15 protein-coding genes and 1 pseudogene are annotated in these 15,880 nt (G+C 65.8%); 7 read left to right on the top strand and 9 right to left on the bottom strand.

The genetic code is table 11. The features are described 5' to 3' along the window. Window positions 1–163: 163 nt before the first annotated feature. Entirely contained in the window at window positions 164–865 is a 702-nt protein-coding gene (gene ctrA, locus AC1RMY_RS04565) for a response regulator transcription factor CtrA (RefSeq protein WP_038359314.1), read from the bottom strand. A gap of 555 nt (window positions 866–1,420) precedes the next feature. Between ctrA and fliI the strand changes: the two genes are divergently transcribed. Further along, a complete protein-coding gene (gene fliI, locus AC1RMY_RS04560; RefSeq protein ID WP_492862757.1) occupies window positions 1,421–2,761 on the top strand; it encodes a flagellar protein export ATPase FliI in 1,341 nt (446 codons plus the stop codon). 3 nt (window positions 2,762–2,764) lie between these two features. Here the strand turns inward: fliI and AC1RMY_RS04555 are convergent, their stop codons facing one another. After that, window positions 2,765–3,970, bottom strand: coding sequence for an MFS transporter (locus tag AC1RMY_RS04555; RefSeq protein ID WP_492862756.1), 1,206 nt, complete (start codon window positions 3,968–3,970; stop codon window positions 2,765–2,767). A 248-nt stretch (window positions 3,971–4,218) separates the two neighbouring features. Here AC1RMY_RS04555 and fliJ point away from each other — a divergent pair, with 248 nt between their 5' ends. Then, a complete protein-coding gene (gene fliJ / locus AC1RMY_RS04550; RefSeq protein ID WP_492862755.1) occupies window positions 4,219–4,623 on the top strand; it encodes a flagellar export protein FliJ in 405 nt (134 codons plus the stop codon). Between the two features lie 618 nt (window positions 4,624–5,241). On the opposite strand, the pseudogene AC1RMY_RS04545 reads toward fliJ, so the two are convergent. Beyond that, a pseudogene (locus tag AC1RMY_RS04545) lies at window positions 5,242–5,388 on the bottom strand (transposase); the annotation flags it as partial. 192 nt (window positions 5,389–5,580) lie between these two features. On the opposite strand from AC1RMY_RS04545, the gene AC1RMY_RS04540 reads away from it, so the two are divergent. Next, the gene (locus AC1RMY_RS04540; RefSeq protein ID WP_492862754.1) at window positions 5,581–7,092 is read left to right on the top strand and encodes a PAS domain S-box protein; all 1,512 of its coding nucleotides are present in this window, start codon (window positions 5,581–5,583) and stop codon (window positions 7,090–7,092) included. A gap of 184 nt (window positions 7,093–7,276) precedes the next feature. On the opposite strand, the gene AC1RMY_RS04535 is transcribed toward AC1RMY_RS04540, so the two are convergent. From AC1RMY_RS04535 to AC1RMY_RS04525, 3 genes are all read right to left on the bottom strand, one after another. Next, window positions 7,277–8,080 carry an LssY C-terminal domain-containing protein gene (locus AC1RMY_RS04535; protein ID WP_492862753.1) on the bottom strand — a complete coding sequence of 268 codons (804 nt, stop codon included), beginning with the start codon at window positions 8,078–8,080 and terminating at the stop codon, window positions 7,277–7,279. 90 nt (window positions 8,081–8,170) lie between these two features. Further along, complete coding sequence (locus tag AC1RMY_RS04530; protein WP_492862752.1) at window positions 8,171–9,061, bottom strand: alpha/beta hydrolase; 891 nt, start codon at window positions 9,059–9,061, stop codon at window positions 8,171–8,173. Between the two features lie 98 nt (window positions 9,062–9,159). Beyond that, a complete protein-coding gene (locus AC1RMY_RS04525; protein ID WP_492862751.1) occupies window positions 9,160–9,774 on the bottom strand; it encodes a GNAT family N-acetyltransferase in 615 nt (204 codons plus the stop codon). A gap of 96 nt (window positions 9,775–9,870) precedes the next feature. On the opposite strand from AC1RMY_RS04525, the gene AC1RMY_RS04520 reads away from it, so the two are divergent. From AC1RMY_RS04520 to AC1RMY_RS04510, 3 genes are all read left to right on the top strand, one after another. Next, a complete protein-coding gene (locus tag AC1RMY_RS04520; RefSeq protein ID WP_492862750.1) occupies window positions 9,871–10,089 on the top strand; it encodes a hypothetical protein in 219 nt (72 codons plus the stop codon). A 72-nt stretch (window positions 10,090–10,161) separates the two neighbouring features. Next, window positions 10,162–10,545: a CopM family metallochaperone gene (gene copM, locus AC1RMY_RS04515; protein WP_492862749.1), complete on the top strand. Its 384-nt coding sequence runs from the start codon at window positions 10,162–10,164 to the stop codon at window positions 10,543–10,545. A gap of 139 nt (window positions 10,546–10,684) precedes the next feature. Then, entirely contained in the window at window positions 10,685–11,722 is a 1,038-nt protein-coding gene (locus tag AC1RMY_RS04510) for a lysylphosphatidylglycerol synthase transmembrane domain-containing protein (RefSeq protein WP_492862748.1), read from the top strand. 40 nt (window positions 11,723–11,762) lie between these two features. On the opposite strand, the gene AC1RMY_RS04505 is transcribed toward AC1RMY_RS04510, so the two are convergent. Beyond that, on the bottom strand, window positions 11,763–12,668 hold the full coding sequence (locus tag AC1RMY_RS04505) for a DMT family transporter (RefSeq protein WP_492862747.1): 906 nt from the start codon (window positions 12,666–12,668) through the stop codon (window positions 11,763–11,765). A gap of 17 nt (window positions 12,669–12,685) precedes the next feature. Next, entirely contained in the window at window positions 12,686–13,183 is a 498-nt protein-coding gene (locus AC1RMY_RS04500; protein ID WP_492862746.1) for a GNAT family N-acetyltransferase, read from the bottom strand. Window positions 13,184–13,230: 47 nt separating this feature from the next. Between AC1RMY_RS04500 and AC1RMY_RS04495 the strand changes: the two genes are divergently transcribed. Beyond that, window positions 13,231–13,776 (top strand): helix-turn-helix domain-containing protein, encoded by a 546-nt coding sequence (locus AC1RMY_RS04495; protein WP_492862745.1) that lies wholly within the window; start codon window positions 13,231–13,233, stop codon window positions 13,774–13,776. 6 nt (window positions 13,777–13,782) lie between these two features. On the opposite strand, the gene flhA is transcribed toward AC1RMY_RS04495, so the two are convergent. Beyond that, the gene (flhA, locus tag AC1RMY_RS04490; RefSeq protein ID WP_492863559.1) at window positions 13,783–15,864 is read right to left on the bottom strand and encodes a flagellar biosynthesis protein FlhA; all 2,082 of its coding nucleotides are present in this window, start codon (window positions 15,862–15,864) and stop codon (window positions 13,783–13,785) included. Window positions 15,865–15,880 lie beyond the last annotated feature (16 nt).

The following is a 15,880-nucleotide window of genomic DNA, read 5'->3' as shown; positions in this document are numbered from 1 at the left end:
GCAAAGTGCGCAGCGGCCAGCGCCGGCCGCGACGCTCTTCACAAACAAAAACCCCGCCTCTCGGCGGGGTCCCCGTCGACCTGTCGTGTACATCCGACGATCAGGCCGCGATCTGTATGGCACCGGAACGTGACCGCCTTGTGACGACCGCCCCGCCGGGACATCAAGCCGGGATACGCTCCTCAACATCGGACGGCTCGCGCAGCACATAGCCGCGGCCCCAGACCGTCTCGATGTAGTTCTTGCCGTCCGACGCATTCGCCAGCTTCTTGCGCAGCTTGCAGATGAAGACGTCGATGATCTTGAGTTCGGGCTCGTCCATGCCGCCATAGAGGTGGTTCAGGAACATTTCCTTGGTCAGGGTCGTGCCCTTGCGGAGCGAGAGCAGCTCCAGCATCTGGTATTCCTTGCCGGTGAGGTGGACGCGGGCGGCGTCGACTTCCACGGTCTTGGTGTCGAGATTGACGACGAGGTCGCCCGTCGTGATGACCGACTGGGCATGGCCCTTCGAGCGGCGCACGATCGCGTGGATGCGGGCGACGAGTTCGTCCTTGTGGAACGGCTTGGTCAGGTAGTCGTCGGCGCCGAAGCCGAGACCCTTGACCTTGTCCTCGATGCCGGCGAGGCCCGACAGGATCAGGATCGGTGTCTTGACCTTGGCGACGCGCAAGGAGCGCAGCACCTCGTAGCCGGACATGTCTGGCAGGTTCAGGTCGAGGAGGATGATGTCGTAATCGTAGAGCTTGCCGAGATCGACGCCTTCCTCACCGAGATCCGTCGTATAGACGTTGAAGCTCTCGGATTTGAGCATCAGCTCGATCGACTGGGCGGTCGCGCTATCGTCCTCGATCAGCAGAACCCGCATGTCCACGTCCCCAATTTCGCCCGCAGGCAAGCCGACCTAGTGATTCGCCCGGACCCGCACGGTCCTGAGCGAGAAGGCGCTTGCCCGATGAAACTTCACGCGACACGCTACGGGCACAATGGTTAACAAACCGTGATTCCCGTGCGCAAGCGCTTCCTGGGAGAAAGTGAAGATCCTTGTCGAGGTGAGTCGAATTTGACACGGATCGTTTCGCCAATCGCCCGCGAAATGCCCTTTCGCGGAGACCGCCTCGTGGAACGGGGCCCAATTGCCCCCGCGTCGCGACGCAGCCTCGAAAGACAGTGTTAATCACCCGACTTAATGAACGGTAAACGAGCCCAATCTGTTAGGATTGATTACGAACTTCGAAACGAGCTTTTTTCACCACGTTTCCCGATGCGGCGTCGTTCCGCCGGCCGTTCGCAGACCTGCCGGCGTCGCCGCCTGTCTCGGCTGAATGTCGACGCCTGCTTTGCGCTCCCGACTTCGGCCAGCCTTGCCGCCGCGACGCAAATCAGTGAGACGATAGCGCTGACGGGTTGACGGACGTAACATATGAACAGCGCCGCGCACGGCCATGATCGCCTTTCCGGCCTCGCCTCGACGATCGCCGGCCTCGACGCCGTGACGGTCTATGGCCGCGTGATCGCTGTGCGCGGCCTCCTCGTCGAGGTCGCGGGACCGATCGGCGCGATGAGCCTGGGCGGCCGCATCGAGATCGAGATCGCGCCCGGCAGCCGTGTACCCTGCGAGGTCATCGGCTTTTCCGGCGAAAAGGCGCTGGTGATGCCCTATGGCGGGCTCGACGGCGTGCGCCGCGGCTGTCCGGCCTATGTCGACAAGGCACCGCCCGGCATCAGGCCGACTCCGGCGTGGCTCGGACGCGTCGTCGATGCGCTCGGCAGGCCGGTCGATGGCGGCCCGCCCTTGCCGCAGGGCGAAGCGCTCTTCACCTTTCGCAACGACCCGCCGCCGGCCCATTCGCGCCGCCGTGTCGGCCGGCCGCTCGATCTTGGCGTGCGCGCGCTGAACGCCTTCCTGACCTGCTGCCTCGGCCAGCGCATGGGCATCTTCGCCGGTTCCGGCGTCGGCAAATCGGTGCTGCTCTCGATGCTGGCACGCTATGCCCGCGCCGACGTCAACGTCATCGGACTCGTCGGCGAGCGCGGGCGCGAGGTCCAGGAGTTTCTTCAGGACGATCTCGGGCCCCAAGGTCTCGCCCGCTCCGTCGTCGTCGTCGCGACCTCCGACGAACCGGCGCTGATGCGCAAGCAGGCCGCCATGACGACGCTCACCATCGCGGAGTATTTCCGCGACCAGGGCAAGCAGGTGATGTGCCTGATGGATTCGGTCACGCGCTTCGCCATGGCGATGCGCGAGATCGGTCTCGCCGCCGGCGAGCCGCCGACCACCAAGGGCTACACGCCGACGGTCTTCGCCGAATTGCCGCGCCTACTCGAGCGCGCCGGCCCGGGCGTTGGCGACGGCGCGATCACCGGGCTGTTTACCGTGCTCGTCGACGGCGGCGACCATGACGAGCCGGTCGCCGACGCGGTGCGCGGCATCCTCGACGGCCATATCGTGATGGAACGCTCGATCGCCGAGCGTGGCCGCTATCCCGCGATCAACGTCCTGAAATCGGTCTCGCGCACGATGCCGCGCTCCTGCGACCCGGCCTTCTACCCCGTCGTCCAGAAGGCGCGCGCGACGCTCGCGACCTATGCCGACATGGAGGAGCTGATTCGGCTCGGAGCCTACCGCCAGGGCGCCTCGGCCGAGGTCGACGAGGCGATCCGGCTCAACCCCGCGCTGGAAGGCTTCCTGAAACAGGCCAAGGACGACGCGACCAGCCTGCCGGACTGCTACGCCAAGCTCGCCGCGATCATGAACAGTTGATCATCACGGCTTCGCCAGCAGGCGCACCAGCGCCGCCATGGCCAGGAGCGCGACGACCTGAATTGCCGCAGAGCCGATCAGCGCCAGATCCCGCCCGAGCCGTTCGATCATCATTGCGAAGAGCAAGGGCGCCGCGGCGAAGGCGAGATTCTGCGGCACCGTCAGCCGACCGAGCATCGCGCCGAGGCCGCCGCGCCCAAACAGCGCCAGCGGCAGCGTGGCGCGCGCGACCGAGATCACGCCCATCGCCGCGCTGAAACACAGGACGAAGCCGATCGCAGCGGCCGGCGCGCCCGGCGCCAGTACGAGCAGGAAGCACGAAAACGGGCCCAGCACGAGACCGGCGAGCGCGGTCCACTCGACCCGCAGCCGCTCTCCCAGCGTCGCATCGACGAGGCGCGCCAGCAGCGTCGCCGGGCCGCTCAGCGCAGCGATCCCGACCGCCTCCGCTTCGCCGATCCCGGCATTGCGCAGGAGGTCGATCAGGTGCAGCGGCAGCCCCCAAGAGACGAGCCCGCTCGCCGAGAAGGCGATGGCGACCAGGCAGAAGGCGGAGCCGCGGTGCTGCGGCGGCACGCGCCCCTGATCGGCCTCAGCCGGAGACGGCGTCGCAGCCGCGGCCGTGGCGGAAAACCGCCGGCGCGGAACCGCGAGATAGATCGGCAGCACGATGGCGATCTGCATCGCAGCGAAAGCGAACCAGGTCGCCCGCCAGCCAAAAGCCCCGCTCAGCGCCGCCGCCAGCGGCCAGAACACCGCCGAGGACAACCCCGTCGCGAGCATCATCAACCCAATCACCCGGCGGGTGCGCGGCCCCATCAGATGGGCGACGGTGACGCTGCCGACATTCGCGAGCGAGAAGGCATGGCCGATGCCGATGACGAGCCAGCTCGCGAGATAGCTGACCGGCCCCTGCGCCAAGCCCAGCAGCGCCAGCCCCAGCGCACAGATCACGGCGCCGATGCACATCGCTCCGCGCGTGCCCTCGCGGTCGAGATGGCGGCCGACGGCGGGGGCGAGCGCCGCTCCCGTGACGAGGAGGACCGTGATGCCGCCGAACACCACGGTGACGTCGAGCCCAAGATCGCGCTGGATGTCGCGCGCCAGCACGGACAGGGCATAGAAGGTCGAGCCCCAGCCGATGATGCGCGTGACGACGAGGCCGCAGATGAGCAGTCCATGTTCCGGAAGGCGCGGAAAGGCTGGCAAGGGAACAGGTCCGGGAGCTGGCGCAGGATGACTTGCGAATCCGTCGAGATCGCCAAGCTAGTACCCCGCCGTGTCCGCGCGCGTCAGCAGCACCTGCGCCGACGCACCATGCATCGAAAGCGGCGCTCTTTGGTAAGGAACGGTCAACCTCCTTGCGTCATTGTGCTTTTTGTCTCGCGGTATGGAGTTCCGGTCGCGCGCCGAGGGGTCGGCGCTCGGCCAATGCGTAATCAGGAGTTGGAAACGACATGAAGTCGCGAGAGACCCTTTTGCGTCTCAAACGCTTCCAGGTGGACGAAAAGCGCCGCCGGGTAAGCCAGATCGAGATGATGATCGCGGATTTTCACCGCATGGCCACTGATCTGGACCGTGAGATCCAGAGCGAGGAAACGCGGGCCGGCATCTCCGACCCCGCCCATTTCGCCTATCCGACCTATGCCAAGGCGGCGCTGGGCCGCCGCGATAATCTCCGCCAGTCCGCCGACAACCTGAAAGGCCAGCTCGACGAGGCCAAGGCCGAGCTTCAGGAAGCCTTCGAGGACATGAAGAAGGTCGAGATCCTCGACGACCGCGAGCGGGCCACCGAGCGCGCCGCCGAAGCCGCCCGCGATCAGGCGATGATGGATTCGATCGGCCTGCGCCCACGCGCCTGATCCGCGTGATCCGCGAAACGCGATCAAAGCCCGCCGGTCGTTCCGGCGGGCTTTCTTGTTGAGCCCGAATGCACAGAAGCCGGACAAGACGAATGTCTGGGTCGGGTCGGTTGCGAATGTTGGACGCCGCGCCACTATAGGCGGCATGGAGTATCATCTGCAGAGACCGCCGACGCGATAGCCGCACACTTAAGCAAGGGCTTCCGCGTCGAACGCATCGACCTCAACGGGGCACGAACTCCCTATCCTGTCAGCTTCGTCCAGACCGCCTTGCCTGATAGCAAACGCCTTTGGGGAACGAGGTCCGAATATGCCCTACTCGCAACCCCTCTCGATAAGCCCGCTTCGCAGGACGCAGGGGCAATTCTCCTGATCCCCTACAACGGCGGCCGCCTGATTTCCGTGAATCACGATCGCGGGAACATTTCGTTGGGGAACGCGAAGCCGGCGGACTGGTTCGCCACCGCAGCGGCGCCATTTCAAATGCTGTGCCGACCCTGGCTCTAGGTCGGCTATGGGTCGATTGTGTTGAAGAAGTCGGCGCTGTGTCGGCTGCCGATTGAGGCTTAACGGATCGCTGAAAGGGCGTTCGCCCTCATGCCGCCAGGGGCGGTGCTCCTTCGCCATTTTCCTGAGGTTCTGGGCGGTTGCTGCGAGCAGGAACTCGTCGCGGGCGCCGTACGGTCCTCGCAGGCGCAGGCGATCGAGTTTGAGGATGCGCTTCAGATGAGCGAAGAGCATCTCGGCCTTCGTCCGTTCGCGTCGCTCGGCGGATATCCTTCACGATCTGCTCTGTCGGTGCTTTCTCCGGCCTGGAGTTCGCTGGCGCGGTCCTTCCCGAAAACCCCTAAGTGGTCTCAAGGGGGCTGATGGCGGACAAGTTTGACAGAAGGGCGGCCTTGGTCTTTGGCTGATACTGGAGTGAGGACTGCATGGCGGATGCAGTGAGGTGCCATAATGACGAAGCTCTTCTCGCCGACACAATCGACGGCGACGCCGCACGTGACCATGGCACGCTCGTCGGACGAGACCCGCGAAGCAACAGTTCTGTATCGCTTCACCGACCGTCTTTTTCGCGCCCAGACGCTCCAAGAGATTTATGAAGCGGGTCTCGACGCGATTTGCGACGGGCTTTCAAGTTCGCGGGCCTCGATCCTGCGGTTTGATACTGACGGTGTCATGCGTTTCGTGGCGTGGCGCGGCCTATCTGACCGCTATAGAGGCGCTGTCGAGGGGCACTCGCCGTGGAAACCCTGGCAGCGCGATGCCGATCCGATCTTCGTTTCGGACATTCTGTCATCCGGAGAAGACCCCGCCCTTGTCGAGACTGTCCTTGCCGAAAATATCCGAGCGCTGGCATTCATTCCGCTCGCCGACACCGCTGAGCTGCTCGGCAAGTTCATGGTCTATTACGATACGCCGCGCTTCTTCACCGAAAACGAGCGACTTGTCGCGCAGATCATCTCGCGGCAACTCGGCTTCGCGGTCGACCGGCATCTTGGTGATGCGTCGGCGCGCCGCCTGATCGCGCTGGTCGAATCGTCGGACGACGCGATCGTAGCCAAGGACCTGAACGGCACCATCACCGATTGGAATCCGGGAGCAGAGCGGCTGTTCGGATATCAAAAAGCCGAAGCTGTCGGCCAATCCATCGCGCTGGTTATCCCTGAGGACCGCCAGCACGAAGAGCCCGGCATCCTCGAGCGTATCCGCACCGGAGAGCGGATCAATCACTACGAAACCGTTCGCCGCCGCAAGGACGGCAGCCTGGTGGACATTTCCCTGACGATTTCTCCCATCCGGGATCAGAGCGGGCGCATCATCGGCGCATCTAAAATCGCCCGCGACATATCGGACCGTCGCCGTGCCGAAGAACAGCAACTGCTGCTCATGCACGAGATGAACCATCGGATCAAAAACCTGTTCGCCATTGCGAGCGGCATCGTTCACTTGAGTGCGCATTCCATGCCGGGCTCCTCCCAATGGGCGTCGGTGGTTTCCGAACGTCTCGGCACTTTGGCGCGAGCTCACTCCCTCACCATGAAGCTGTCCGGAGAAGGCGAGCCCAGCACCACGGCCCTTCACACGCTGATCGAAACGATTCTCGCTCCCTATCGAGCGGCCGACCGGCGCCGGTTCGAAATCCGGGGTCCAGACGTCGCCGTACCCGCCGAACTCATCACGCCGTTGTCGCTGCTTCTTCATGAATTCGCGACGAACGCAGCGAAATACGGCAGCCTTTCCACACCCGACGGGATCGTCCTGATCTCCTGCTCTCGCCGGAATGCGGAATTTGTCATTCATTGGCAGGAGAGCGGCGGCCCTGCGACGCAAGCGCCGACATCTGACGGCTTCGGAACGAAACTCGTCCAGGCGACGGCGCGCCAGCTCGGGCGTTTGAGCTACGCCTGGAACAGGGATGGCGCTTCGATGGAACTCGTCATCGCAGCCGGACATCTCGGAGAATAGGCACAGCCGACCGGTATCGGCCAAGGCGGAAAGACCCGACAAGCGCGGCTATCTCCGCGGCGTGTTTTCGCAAGGCGCTTTGGCCTTTCCACATCCACAACGGGTAGCGATCAGACCTCGGATCCTTCGATCGGAGGCCCACACGCGCTCGAACTGAGATCGGTTCTCATCCCGACGGCCGGGATCAATTCGCGAGTGCATCGCCGACGCCGTGCCAGACCTGATCCTTCAGCGTGATCCACGGGGGCGCGGGAATGGTCACGGGCGGCTCGCCTCGCCTGATGCCATCGATCGCCAAGGTGGCGATATGGATCTCGCCATCGGTATAGTAGGGATCACCTTCGCCATTGCGACCGAACAGGGTCGGGCCCACCCCGGAAATCTGGAAGAAGTTCTGGACCATGCCGGCCTTGCCGAGGTCGCGCATCAGCATGTCGCGCTCTGCGTCGATATCGGGCGCAATGTGGTGCGTGACCTGGCCGGTGTCGTGGCTGAGGCCGACGCCCCGGTCAAAAGTCACCGCGCCGAGCCAGACCGGCCGGTCGCCGTTCCCCTTCTCGAGGACCATCCAGAAGCGCACGTGGTGCCGGCGGTTCGCGCTGGTCCCTTCGGGCTTTTCGAACGCTAGCTGCTCCTTCTTCCCCTCGTAGTACAGTGGACTGACGGGCGCCTCGCGATAGGGCCGGTCGAGCACCACACTGCCGATGATCTCGATGCTCGTCCGCAAGGTAATCGGATCGGCCGGATACCAGCCCGCCGCATGCATGGCGCGGAGGGCATCATCCTTGCTGCCGACGAACCCGACATTGAGGGCATCGCCAGGGATACCGCTCGCAGTGCGTGTCACCATCGGCAGTGAGGCGAGGCCCGGTTCGTGCTCGTGGTGACGCCACAGCAGCGGCAGTATCAGATAGGCGAGCAGCAGGTAGCCGACGAGCGCGCCTGTCAGAACGATCCACCACCGTCGCCGGCTCGCGATCTTTCCCATGCCTGACACCAACTTGATTGCGCTCGCTGCCTGCCGCAGCGCGCCACCGGGTCAACGGGCTACCTGCGCAGGCTAATCCTCGGCAAAGCGTCAACCAAGCGTCGCGCGCACGAAGGCGCCCATCTCCGCCAGCGCCCGGCGACCATCGGCAAGCTGTGAGTAGAACAGGTGCCAGGCATGGATCATATGCGGCCAGACCTGGAGCGTCGTCCGCACATCCGCCGCCGCTGCGACGCCCGCCAGCCGGATCGCATCATCCAATAGGGTCTCGTCTGAGCCGACCTGGATCAGCAAGGGTGGCAATCCACGCAGATCGGCATGGATCGGCGAAACCATCGGCAGGCGCGGATCGCTGCCTTGCAGATACGCCGCCGCCAGTTCGTGCAGATAGGGCCCCTGGATCAACGGGTCGACGGCTGCTTTGGTCTGGATCGTCGCGCCCGACATCTCCAAATCCGTCCATGGCGAGCTGCACCATGCGCAGGCGGGCAAGGCCGTGCCCGCTTCGCGCAACGAGACCAGCGTCGCGATCGCCAGCCCGCCGCCGGCGCTCTCCCCGGCCACGACGATGTTCTCCGGCGGGAACCCTTGCGACAGCAGGAACCGGTAGCCGGTCAGCGCGTCCTCCAGCGCCGCCGGAAACGGATGTTCGGGCGCCAGGCGGTAACCCAGCGCCAGCGTGCGCGTGCCTGCCTCGCGCCCGGCTTGCGCAATCATATGCCGGTGGCTCTTGATCGATCCGGAAACATAGCCGCCGCCGTGGAGGAACATGATGACCCGCTCCGGGTCGGCGGCGAGCGTGGTGGTCCATTCCGCCTCCACCCCATTCGCATCGACCGGCTCGACGACGACATCCGCCGGCATGTCGTAACGCGCGGTCAGATCATCCAGCCGCTTCCGGCGGCCGGGAAGGTCAACTGGCCGCTGCCCGGCCGCCAGCAGCGCCCTGATGGCGGCGAGTTCCGCGTCGGTCTGTGTCATGCTCGCCTCCTCCCAATTCGAGCACGATGTCGAGCAACATCAGGACTGGCAAGAAGGGGCGAGCTTTGGCGGGCTTACCTCGCAGTGACGGGGCGCCCTTACTCGACGACCGGATGGTGCGGGACGCAGTCGCGCCGCATCTTCCCCGCCAGCCGCGGATCATCATCGACTTCGATGCCGCGCTTGAACACGACGAAGCCGGAGCGCTGGTAGAATTCCGGCGCGCCCTGGTGATCGAGCGTGCAGGTATGGACCCAGAAGCGCGAGATCGGCTTGGCCCAGGCGAGTTCCAGAGCCCGATTCATCAGCCAGCGCCCCGCCCCTTGGCCGAGCACGCTCTCGTCGAGGCCGAAGAACGCGAGTTCGGCTTCACCCGCGACCCGGAAATCCAGCTCCAGCAGGCCGACATCGGCGCCCTCGTGCCGGACCAGAAAGGTCTCGACGTTCGGGTCGGCCAGGATCGCCTCGACCTCGCCGGCAGGCTTGACCAGCCGGCTGAACCACATCCAGCGCTCGCCGATCCGGCGATAGAGCGCAAGGTAGCGGCCGATCTCGGGCGCGCCGATGCGCTCGAGCGCGAAAGCCTCGACGCCGGGCGGGTCGAGCCGGACCGGCGGCGGCGCGGTCATCTCGAGCGAGGTCACGATCGCGGCGATCTTGCCGGGCGGCAGGTCCGTCGTGCCGGTGAGGCTGATGGTCAGGGTCGATGTCATCGCGTCATCTTCAGGAAGCAGCTGGCGGTCGGGAATCACGCAGATCGTGAAACGCACGCCGCGATCATGACATGATCCCGGCGGAAAGATCAGGGCATGACGCGGCAGAACCATCCTTTGACATCGCGCGCATGCAGGCTGGGCCGCATGGCGCTGTTGCACCTCGGCTCGGTGCCGGCGCTCGCCGACAAGAGCCTGACGACGCGCTGGAAGCTTCTGTCGCCGGTGCAGGTTCTGGCGATCGCCGAGGCCACGCCGGAGCCAGCCGAGCGACCGCCGCGATACGGCCCGGATCGAAGCAGCATTCGCAACTGATCGCCCTCGACGAGCAGGCTCGCCCGGCCCGGACGGCCGGCATGGCACCACCTCGCAACCCAAGGACTTCCGATGAATCGCCTTCTCTCGACCGGCCTCGCCGCCGCCATCCTAGGCACGCTCAGCTTCGGCGCCGCCGCCCTCGCCCAGCAGCATCAGGGTCATTCCAGCCATGGCGCCGCGGCCGCGACATCCCGCGACAACGCAGCGACCATGGCCTACAAGGCCGCCAACACCCGCATGCACAAGGACATGGACATCGCCTTCACCGGCGATGCCGACGCCGATTTCGTGCGCGGCATGATCCCGCATCACCAGGGCGCGATCGACATGGCCAAGGTCGTCCTCGCCCATGGCAAGGACCCCGAACTGAAGAAGCTGGCGACGAGCATCATTGCCGACCAGGAGAAGGAAATCGCGATGATGCGCGAATGGCTTACGAAGAACGGAAAATAGCGCCGTCACGGCAGGCAGGCGGCGGCGACGCCGCTTGCTCTCGCCCCGCCCCGCTGGCACACAGGCTAAGGCCGGCGCTCCTCATCCGAAGTTCGCGGGCCCTGCCTTGCCTCACGCCTCCTCGCAGCCCGCGGGTTTCATGAAACGCTATCTCGACTATCTCTGGCCGATCATCGGACTCGTCGCGGTCGTCTGGTCGGTCGATCTGCTCTGGGACAAGCTCAAGGCCGAAGCCGGCACGGACGCCGCCATCGAGGCCCTGCTCGAACGAGGCAGTCTCTGGGAGAATCTGCGCATCGTCGCGAGCCGCATCGGGCAGAAGATCGCCGTGATCCCTACAGAGGCCTTCTTCCACGCCGCGTTGGCGACCCTCGTCGCCTATGCGGCGCTCGCCTGGTACGACCGCATCGCCCTGGTCCATCTCGGCAAGGAAAAGGGCATCTCCTGGTTCTACATCTCGCTCTGCTCCTTCGTGACCTATGCGCTGTCGCACAATATCGGCGCCTCGGTGTTTTCGGGCGGGATGGTGCGCTATCGCGCCTATACGGCGAAGGGGCTGACGGCCGGCGAGGTCGCGGTGCTGGTGGCGCTCTGCTCCTTCACCTTCGCCTTCGGCACGATCCTGCTGATGGGACTGGTGCTGATCTACGAGCCAGAGATCCTGCGCCCGCTCGGCCGCCTCTCGAAATGGTTCACGATCGGCGACAGCACCGCGCGGCTGATCGGAGCCGGCATGCTCGGCTTCGTCGCGCTCTACACCATCGGCTCCTGGCTCAAGTTCAGGCCGCTGCGCATCGGCAAGTTCGAGGTCATCTATCCGCGGCTGCCGATTGTCGCCCGACAATATCTGGCCGCGCCGCTGGAGCTGGCGGGCGCCGCCGGCATCATCTATTTCGCCCTGCCCGAGCAGGGCAATCCAGGCTTCCTGATCGTGCTCGGCGCTTTCCTTCTCTCTTTCTCGGCCGGGTTGCTGAGCCAGGTCCCCGGCGGCGTCGGCGTGATGGAAGCGGTCTTCCTGGCGGTGATGCCGGGCATCCCGGCGCCGGCCGTCTTCGCCGCGCTGCTGGTCTGGCGGATGTTCTACCTGATCATCCCGCTCGTGATCTCGCTGCCGGTGGTGCTCGCCTTCGAGCGCGACCAGCTCAAGCGCCACACCCGCATCGCGCCGCCGCCATAGACCCCGGCTCTAAAGGTGATGTCGCCCCGACCGCGAGCCCTCAGCGTCTGAGCGCGATCGCCGCGGCAGCGAACATCAGCAGCGCCCCGACGGCCTCGCTCGGACCGAACGGCTCGCCCAGCACACCCACACCGGCCCCGACCGCGATCACCGGACTGACGAAGGCGTAGAGCCCAGCGCGGAACGCCCCCCAATCGCGCAGCAGCCGCAGATAGATCGTGAAGCCGACGAGCGAGCCGACCACGACCAGGAAGCCGAGCGCAGGTCCGACCGGCCACCCGAACAGCGCCGCGACATGGCGCATTTCCACCGTCTCCAGGGTCAACGCGACAGCGATGAGGCCTACGGTCCCGATCACGCTCTGCCACCCGGCCAGCGCCAGCGTCGGGATATTGCCCGCGACCGGGCGGGTCAGCACTGCTCCGACGCAGTAGGACAGAGTGCCCAGCGCGACCGCGCCGAGCCCCCATCCCTCGAGCGGATCCGCCGCGCCCAGCCCCCCGGCCATCCGCCCGGCGAAGAGGAAGCTCAGGCCGACCGTGCCGAGCGCGATGGCAAACAGGCGCCGGCCCGTGATCGCCTGCCCCTCGATGACGCGGCTGGCGAGCAGCGTCCAGATCGGGATCGTCGCCATGTTGACGATGGCGGAGAGGCCAGACGGCGCATGCGACAGCCCCCAGAACAGCAGCGAGTAGCTGCCAGTGTTCACGAGCAGCGACGTGCCGACAAGGCGCGGCACGGCCTCGCACGGCACGCGCAACGCGTCTCGCCCCGCCCAGGCGAGCAGCAGCACGCCCGCGAAGACGAAGCGCGACGCCGCCAGGAAGATCGGCGGAACATGCTCGGTCGCGATCCGCACCGGCAGAAAGGTCAGGCCCCAGACCAGGCAAAGCACCGCAAACAGCAGGGCTTCGCGCGAAAGCGCGTCCTTGCGCACAGGCCCCATCGCCGCCTCCGCGCCCTTCACAGGAAACGCTGCAGGAAGACCAGATCGAGCCAGCGGCCGAATTTCCGGCCGACCTCGCTGAAACGCCCCGCCTGCGTGAAGCCGAGGCGCTCATGCATCGCCAGCGACGCCGCATTGTCGGCGTCGATGCCAGCGATGATCACATGCTTGTCGAGCGCTGCGGCCAGCGGGAACAGCGCCGAGACGAGCGCCTTGCCGAGGCCCCTGCCCTGCCGGTCCGACCGGATATGGACGCTATGCTCGATGGTGTGGCGATAGCCCGGCCAGGCCCGGAAGTCGCCGAAGCTCGCATAGCCGACGGCCGCGCCGCCATCATCCGCGACGAGCACCGGATAGCCTTGCGCGGTGCGGGCGCGGAACCAATCGAGCCGATCCTCCAGGGTCGCGACCATCTCGGTGTAAACCGCGGTCGTGTTCGCGATCACGTCGTTGTAGATCGCGAGCATAGCCGGGAGGTCGGCTTCCACCGCCGGGCGAATGAAAATCGGTTGCATTTGAGATCATCCACTATAGAAGATATATTGATATGATAGTAGACGATATGACGTCAAGATTGGCCGACCGGGTGCGGCTCGAGCGGGAGACGCGGGGCTGGAGCCTCACGGATCTGGCCGAGCGCTCCGGCGTGTCGCGCGCCATGATCAGCAAGATCGAACGTGGCGAGGCGAGCCCGACCGCGATCCTGCTCGGCAAGCTCTCGGGGGCCTTCGGGCTGACGCTGTCGAGCCTGCTGGCGCGGATCGAGACAGCGGGCGAACGCCTGAGGCGCCGCGACGAGCAGCCGCTTTGGCGCGATCCCGAAACCGGCTTCACGCGCCGGGCAGTGTCGCCTGCCGGCCAGGCGGGCCTTGAACTCGTCGAGGCAGAATTGCCACCGGGCGCGCGCATCGCCTATCCGGCGAGCGCCTACGCCTTCATTCGCCAGCAAATCTGGATTCAGTCCGGCACGCTTGATTTCACCGAAGGTGAGCAGGCGATGCGGCTCAGCCCCGGCGATTGCCTCGAACTAGGCCCCCCCAGCGATTGCGCCTTCGCCAATACGAGCGGCGAGCCCGTCCGCTATCTCGTCGTGGTCGTCAGGCGCTGAACCGGCTCAGACGGTCCCGACCGTCTTGAGGCGCACCCGCGGATGGATCTCGGCCTGCGAGAGCACCGGGGTCTCGCGCCGGAAGCGCTCGATGATCTGGCGCACGAAGGGCCGCGCCATGCCGGAGGTGACGAGCGCCGGCATCTCGCCGATGCGGGCGGCGTCCTCGAACTTCTCGCGCACCTGATGCACGAACTCCTGCAGCCGCGACGGCTGCATCGCGAGGTGGCGATCGTCACCCTGGCCGATGATCGATTCAGCGAAGACGCTTTCCCAGGCCGGCGAGAGCGTGATGATCGGCAGCAGGCCCTGATGGTTCGAGAACTGCGCGCAGATCTGGCGGGCGAGCCGCATGCGGACATGCTCTGCGATGTCGCGCGGGTTCTTCAGACCGCCGGCCGCTTCCGCGATGCCCTCGACGATCGTGGCGAGGTCGCGGATCGAGACGCGCTCGGACAGGAGGAGCTGCAGCACGCGCTGGATTCCGGTGGTCGAGATCTGGCTCGGCACGATCTCCTTGATGAGGTCGGCATGGTCCTTGGGCAGTTCGCGCAGCAGTTTCTGGACCTCGCCATGCGAGAGCAGCTCCGGCATGTGCGACTTCAGCACCTCAGTCAGATGCGTCGAGATCACCGTCGAGGCGTCGACGACCGTGAAACCGCGCAATTGCGCCTCGTCCTGCAGGGCGCCGTCGATCCAGGTCGCGGGCAGGCCGAAGGTCGGCTCCAGCACGTTGTGGCCCGGCAGATTGACGCTGCCGCCCATCGGGTCCATCGCCATGTACTGGCCGGCATAGACGATGCCGTGGCCCGCATCGATCTCCTTGATCTTGATGTAGTAGTGGTTTGCCTCGAGCTGGACGTTATCGACGATACGGACCGCCGGCATGACGAAGCCGAGTTCGGCGGCAAGCTGCCGGCGCAGCGCACGCACCTGGTCGGTCAGGCGGTCCTGCCCGCCGGCCGAATTCACCAGAGGCAGCAAGCCGTAGCCGATCTCGATCTTGAGCTCGTCGAGCTTGAGCAGGTCGTTGAGCGTCTCCTCCTTCGGCGTGCCGTCGGCCTGCAGCGGCGAGGCGGCCAGCGCGGCATCAGCGACCTCGGCTTCCTTGGCCTTGGCGAGGCGGCCGAAATGCCGCGCGAGCCAGGCCGAGCCGCCAGCCAGCACAAGAAACGGCATCATCGGGATGCCGGGCAGCACCGCGATCAGCAGCATCACCGCCGCCGACATGCCGAGTGCCTTAGGATAGCCCGAGAGCTGCTTGCCCAGCGCCTTGTCGGCGGCGCCGCGCACGCCGGATTTCGAAACCAGCAGGCCAGCAGCCGTCGAGACGATCAGCGCCGGGATCTGGCTGACGAGACCGTCGCCGACAGTGAGCTGGGTGTAGTTGTGGGCGGCAGCACCGAAGCTCATGCCCTGCTGCGCGACACCGATGATGATGCCGCCGAGCACGTTGATGAAGGTGATCAGCAGGCCCGCGATCGCGTCGCCGCGCACGAACTTCGAGGCGCCATCCATCGAGCCGAAGAAGTTCGCCTCGTCCTCCAGCGCCTTGCGCCGGACCTTGGCGACCTCCTGGTCGATCAGGCCCGCGCCGAGATCGGCGTCGATCGCCATCTGCTTGCCGGGCATGGCGTCGAGCGCGAAGCGCGCCGCGACTTCCGCGATACGCCCCGAGCCCTTGGTGATGACGACGAAGTTCACGATGATCAGGATGGTGAAGACGATCACCCCGATCACGAAATTGCCGCCCATCACGAAATTGCCGAAGGCCTCGATGACATGGCCGGCGGCCGCACTGCCCTCATGTCCATGCGCCAGGATCAGGCGCGTCGAAGCCAGATTGAGGGCGAGCCGCAGCATCGTCACGATGAGAAGGACGGTCGGAAAGGCCGAGAATTCGAGCGGTTCTTCGATGAACAGTGCCGTCATCAGCACGAGCACGGACAGAATGATCGAGAGCGCCAGCAGCATGTCGAGCAGCACGCCCGGCAGCGGGAAGATGAGCACCACGAGGATGCCCATGACGCCGATCGCAAGGAAGAGGTCGGGGCGGTTGAGGAGCTTCCCCATCGCCCCCCGGCTCATGCCGAAGCCGCTGCCC

Source organism: Allobosea sp. GW822-FHT03F07, from assembly GCF_058801345.1.
The sequence above is the reverse complement of the archived record's forward strand: the minus strand, read 5'-3'. Positions and strand labels throughout refer to the sequence as shown.

Excerpts from the sequence above, each read along its gene's own strand:
- copM (WP_492862749.1), top strand. The coding sequence starts at position 10,162 with ATGAATCGCCTTCTCTCGACCGGCCTCGCCGCCGCCATCCTAGGCACG.
- fliI (WP_492862757.1), top strand. The coding sequence starts at position 1,421 with ATGAACAGCGCCGCGCACGGCCATGATCGCCTTTCCGGCCTCGCCTCG.
- AC1RMY_RS04520 (WP_492862750.1), top strand. The coding sequence starts at position 9,871 with ATGACGCGGCAGAACCATCCTTTGACATCGCGCGCATGCAGGCTGGGC.
- AC1RMY_RS04535 (WP_492862753.1), bottom strand. The coding sequence starts at position 8,080 with ATGGGAAAGATCGCGAGCCGGCGACGGTGGTGGATCGTTCTGACAGGC.
- ctrA (WP_038359314.1), bottom strand. The coding sequence starts at position 865 with ATGCGGGTTCTGCTGATCGAGGACGATAGCGCGACCGCCCAGTCGATC.
- AC1RMY_RS04510 (WP_492862748.1), top strand. The coding sequence starts at position 10,685 with ATGAAACGCTATCTCGACTATCTCTGGCCGATCATCGGACTCGTCGCG.
- fliJ (WP_492862755.1), top strand. The coding sequence starts at position 4,219 with ATGAAGTCGCGAGAGACCCTTTTGCGTCTCAAACGCTTCCAGGTGGAC.
- AC1RMY_RS04525 (WP_492862751.1), bottom strand. The coding sequence starts at position 9,774 with ATGACATCGACCCTGACCATCAGCCTCACCGGCACGACGGACCTGCCG.
- AC1RMY_RS04530 (WP_492862752.1), bottom strand. The coding sequence starts at position 9,061 with ATGACACAGACCGACGCGGAACTCGCCGCCATCAGGGCGCTGCTGGCG.
- AC1RMY_RS04505 (WP_492862747.1), bottom strand. The coding sequence starts at position 12,668 with ATGGGGCCTGTGCGCAAGGACGCGCTTTCGCGCGAAGCCCTGCTGTTT.
- AC1RMY_RS04495 (WP_492862745.1), top strand. The coding sequence starts at position 13,231 with ATGACGTCAAGATTGGCCGACCGGGTGCGGCTCGAGCGGGAGACGCGG.
- AC1RMY_RS04500 (WP_492862746.1), bottom strand. The coding sequence starts at position 13,183 with ATGCAACCGATTTTCATTCGCCCGGCGGTGGAAGCCGACCTCCCGGCT.
- AC1RMY_RS04540 (WP_492862754.1), top strand. The coding sequence starts at position 5,581 with ATGACGAAGCTCTTCTCGCCGACACAATCGACGGCGACGCCGCACGTG.
- flhA (WP_492863559.1), bottom strand. The coding sequence starts at position 15,864 with ATGAGCCGGGGGGCGATGGGGAAGCTCCTCAACCGCCCCGACCTCTTC.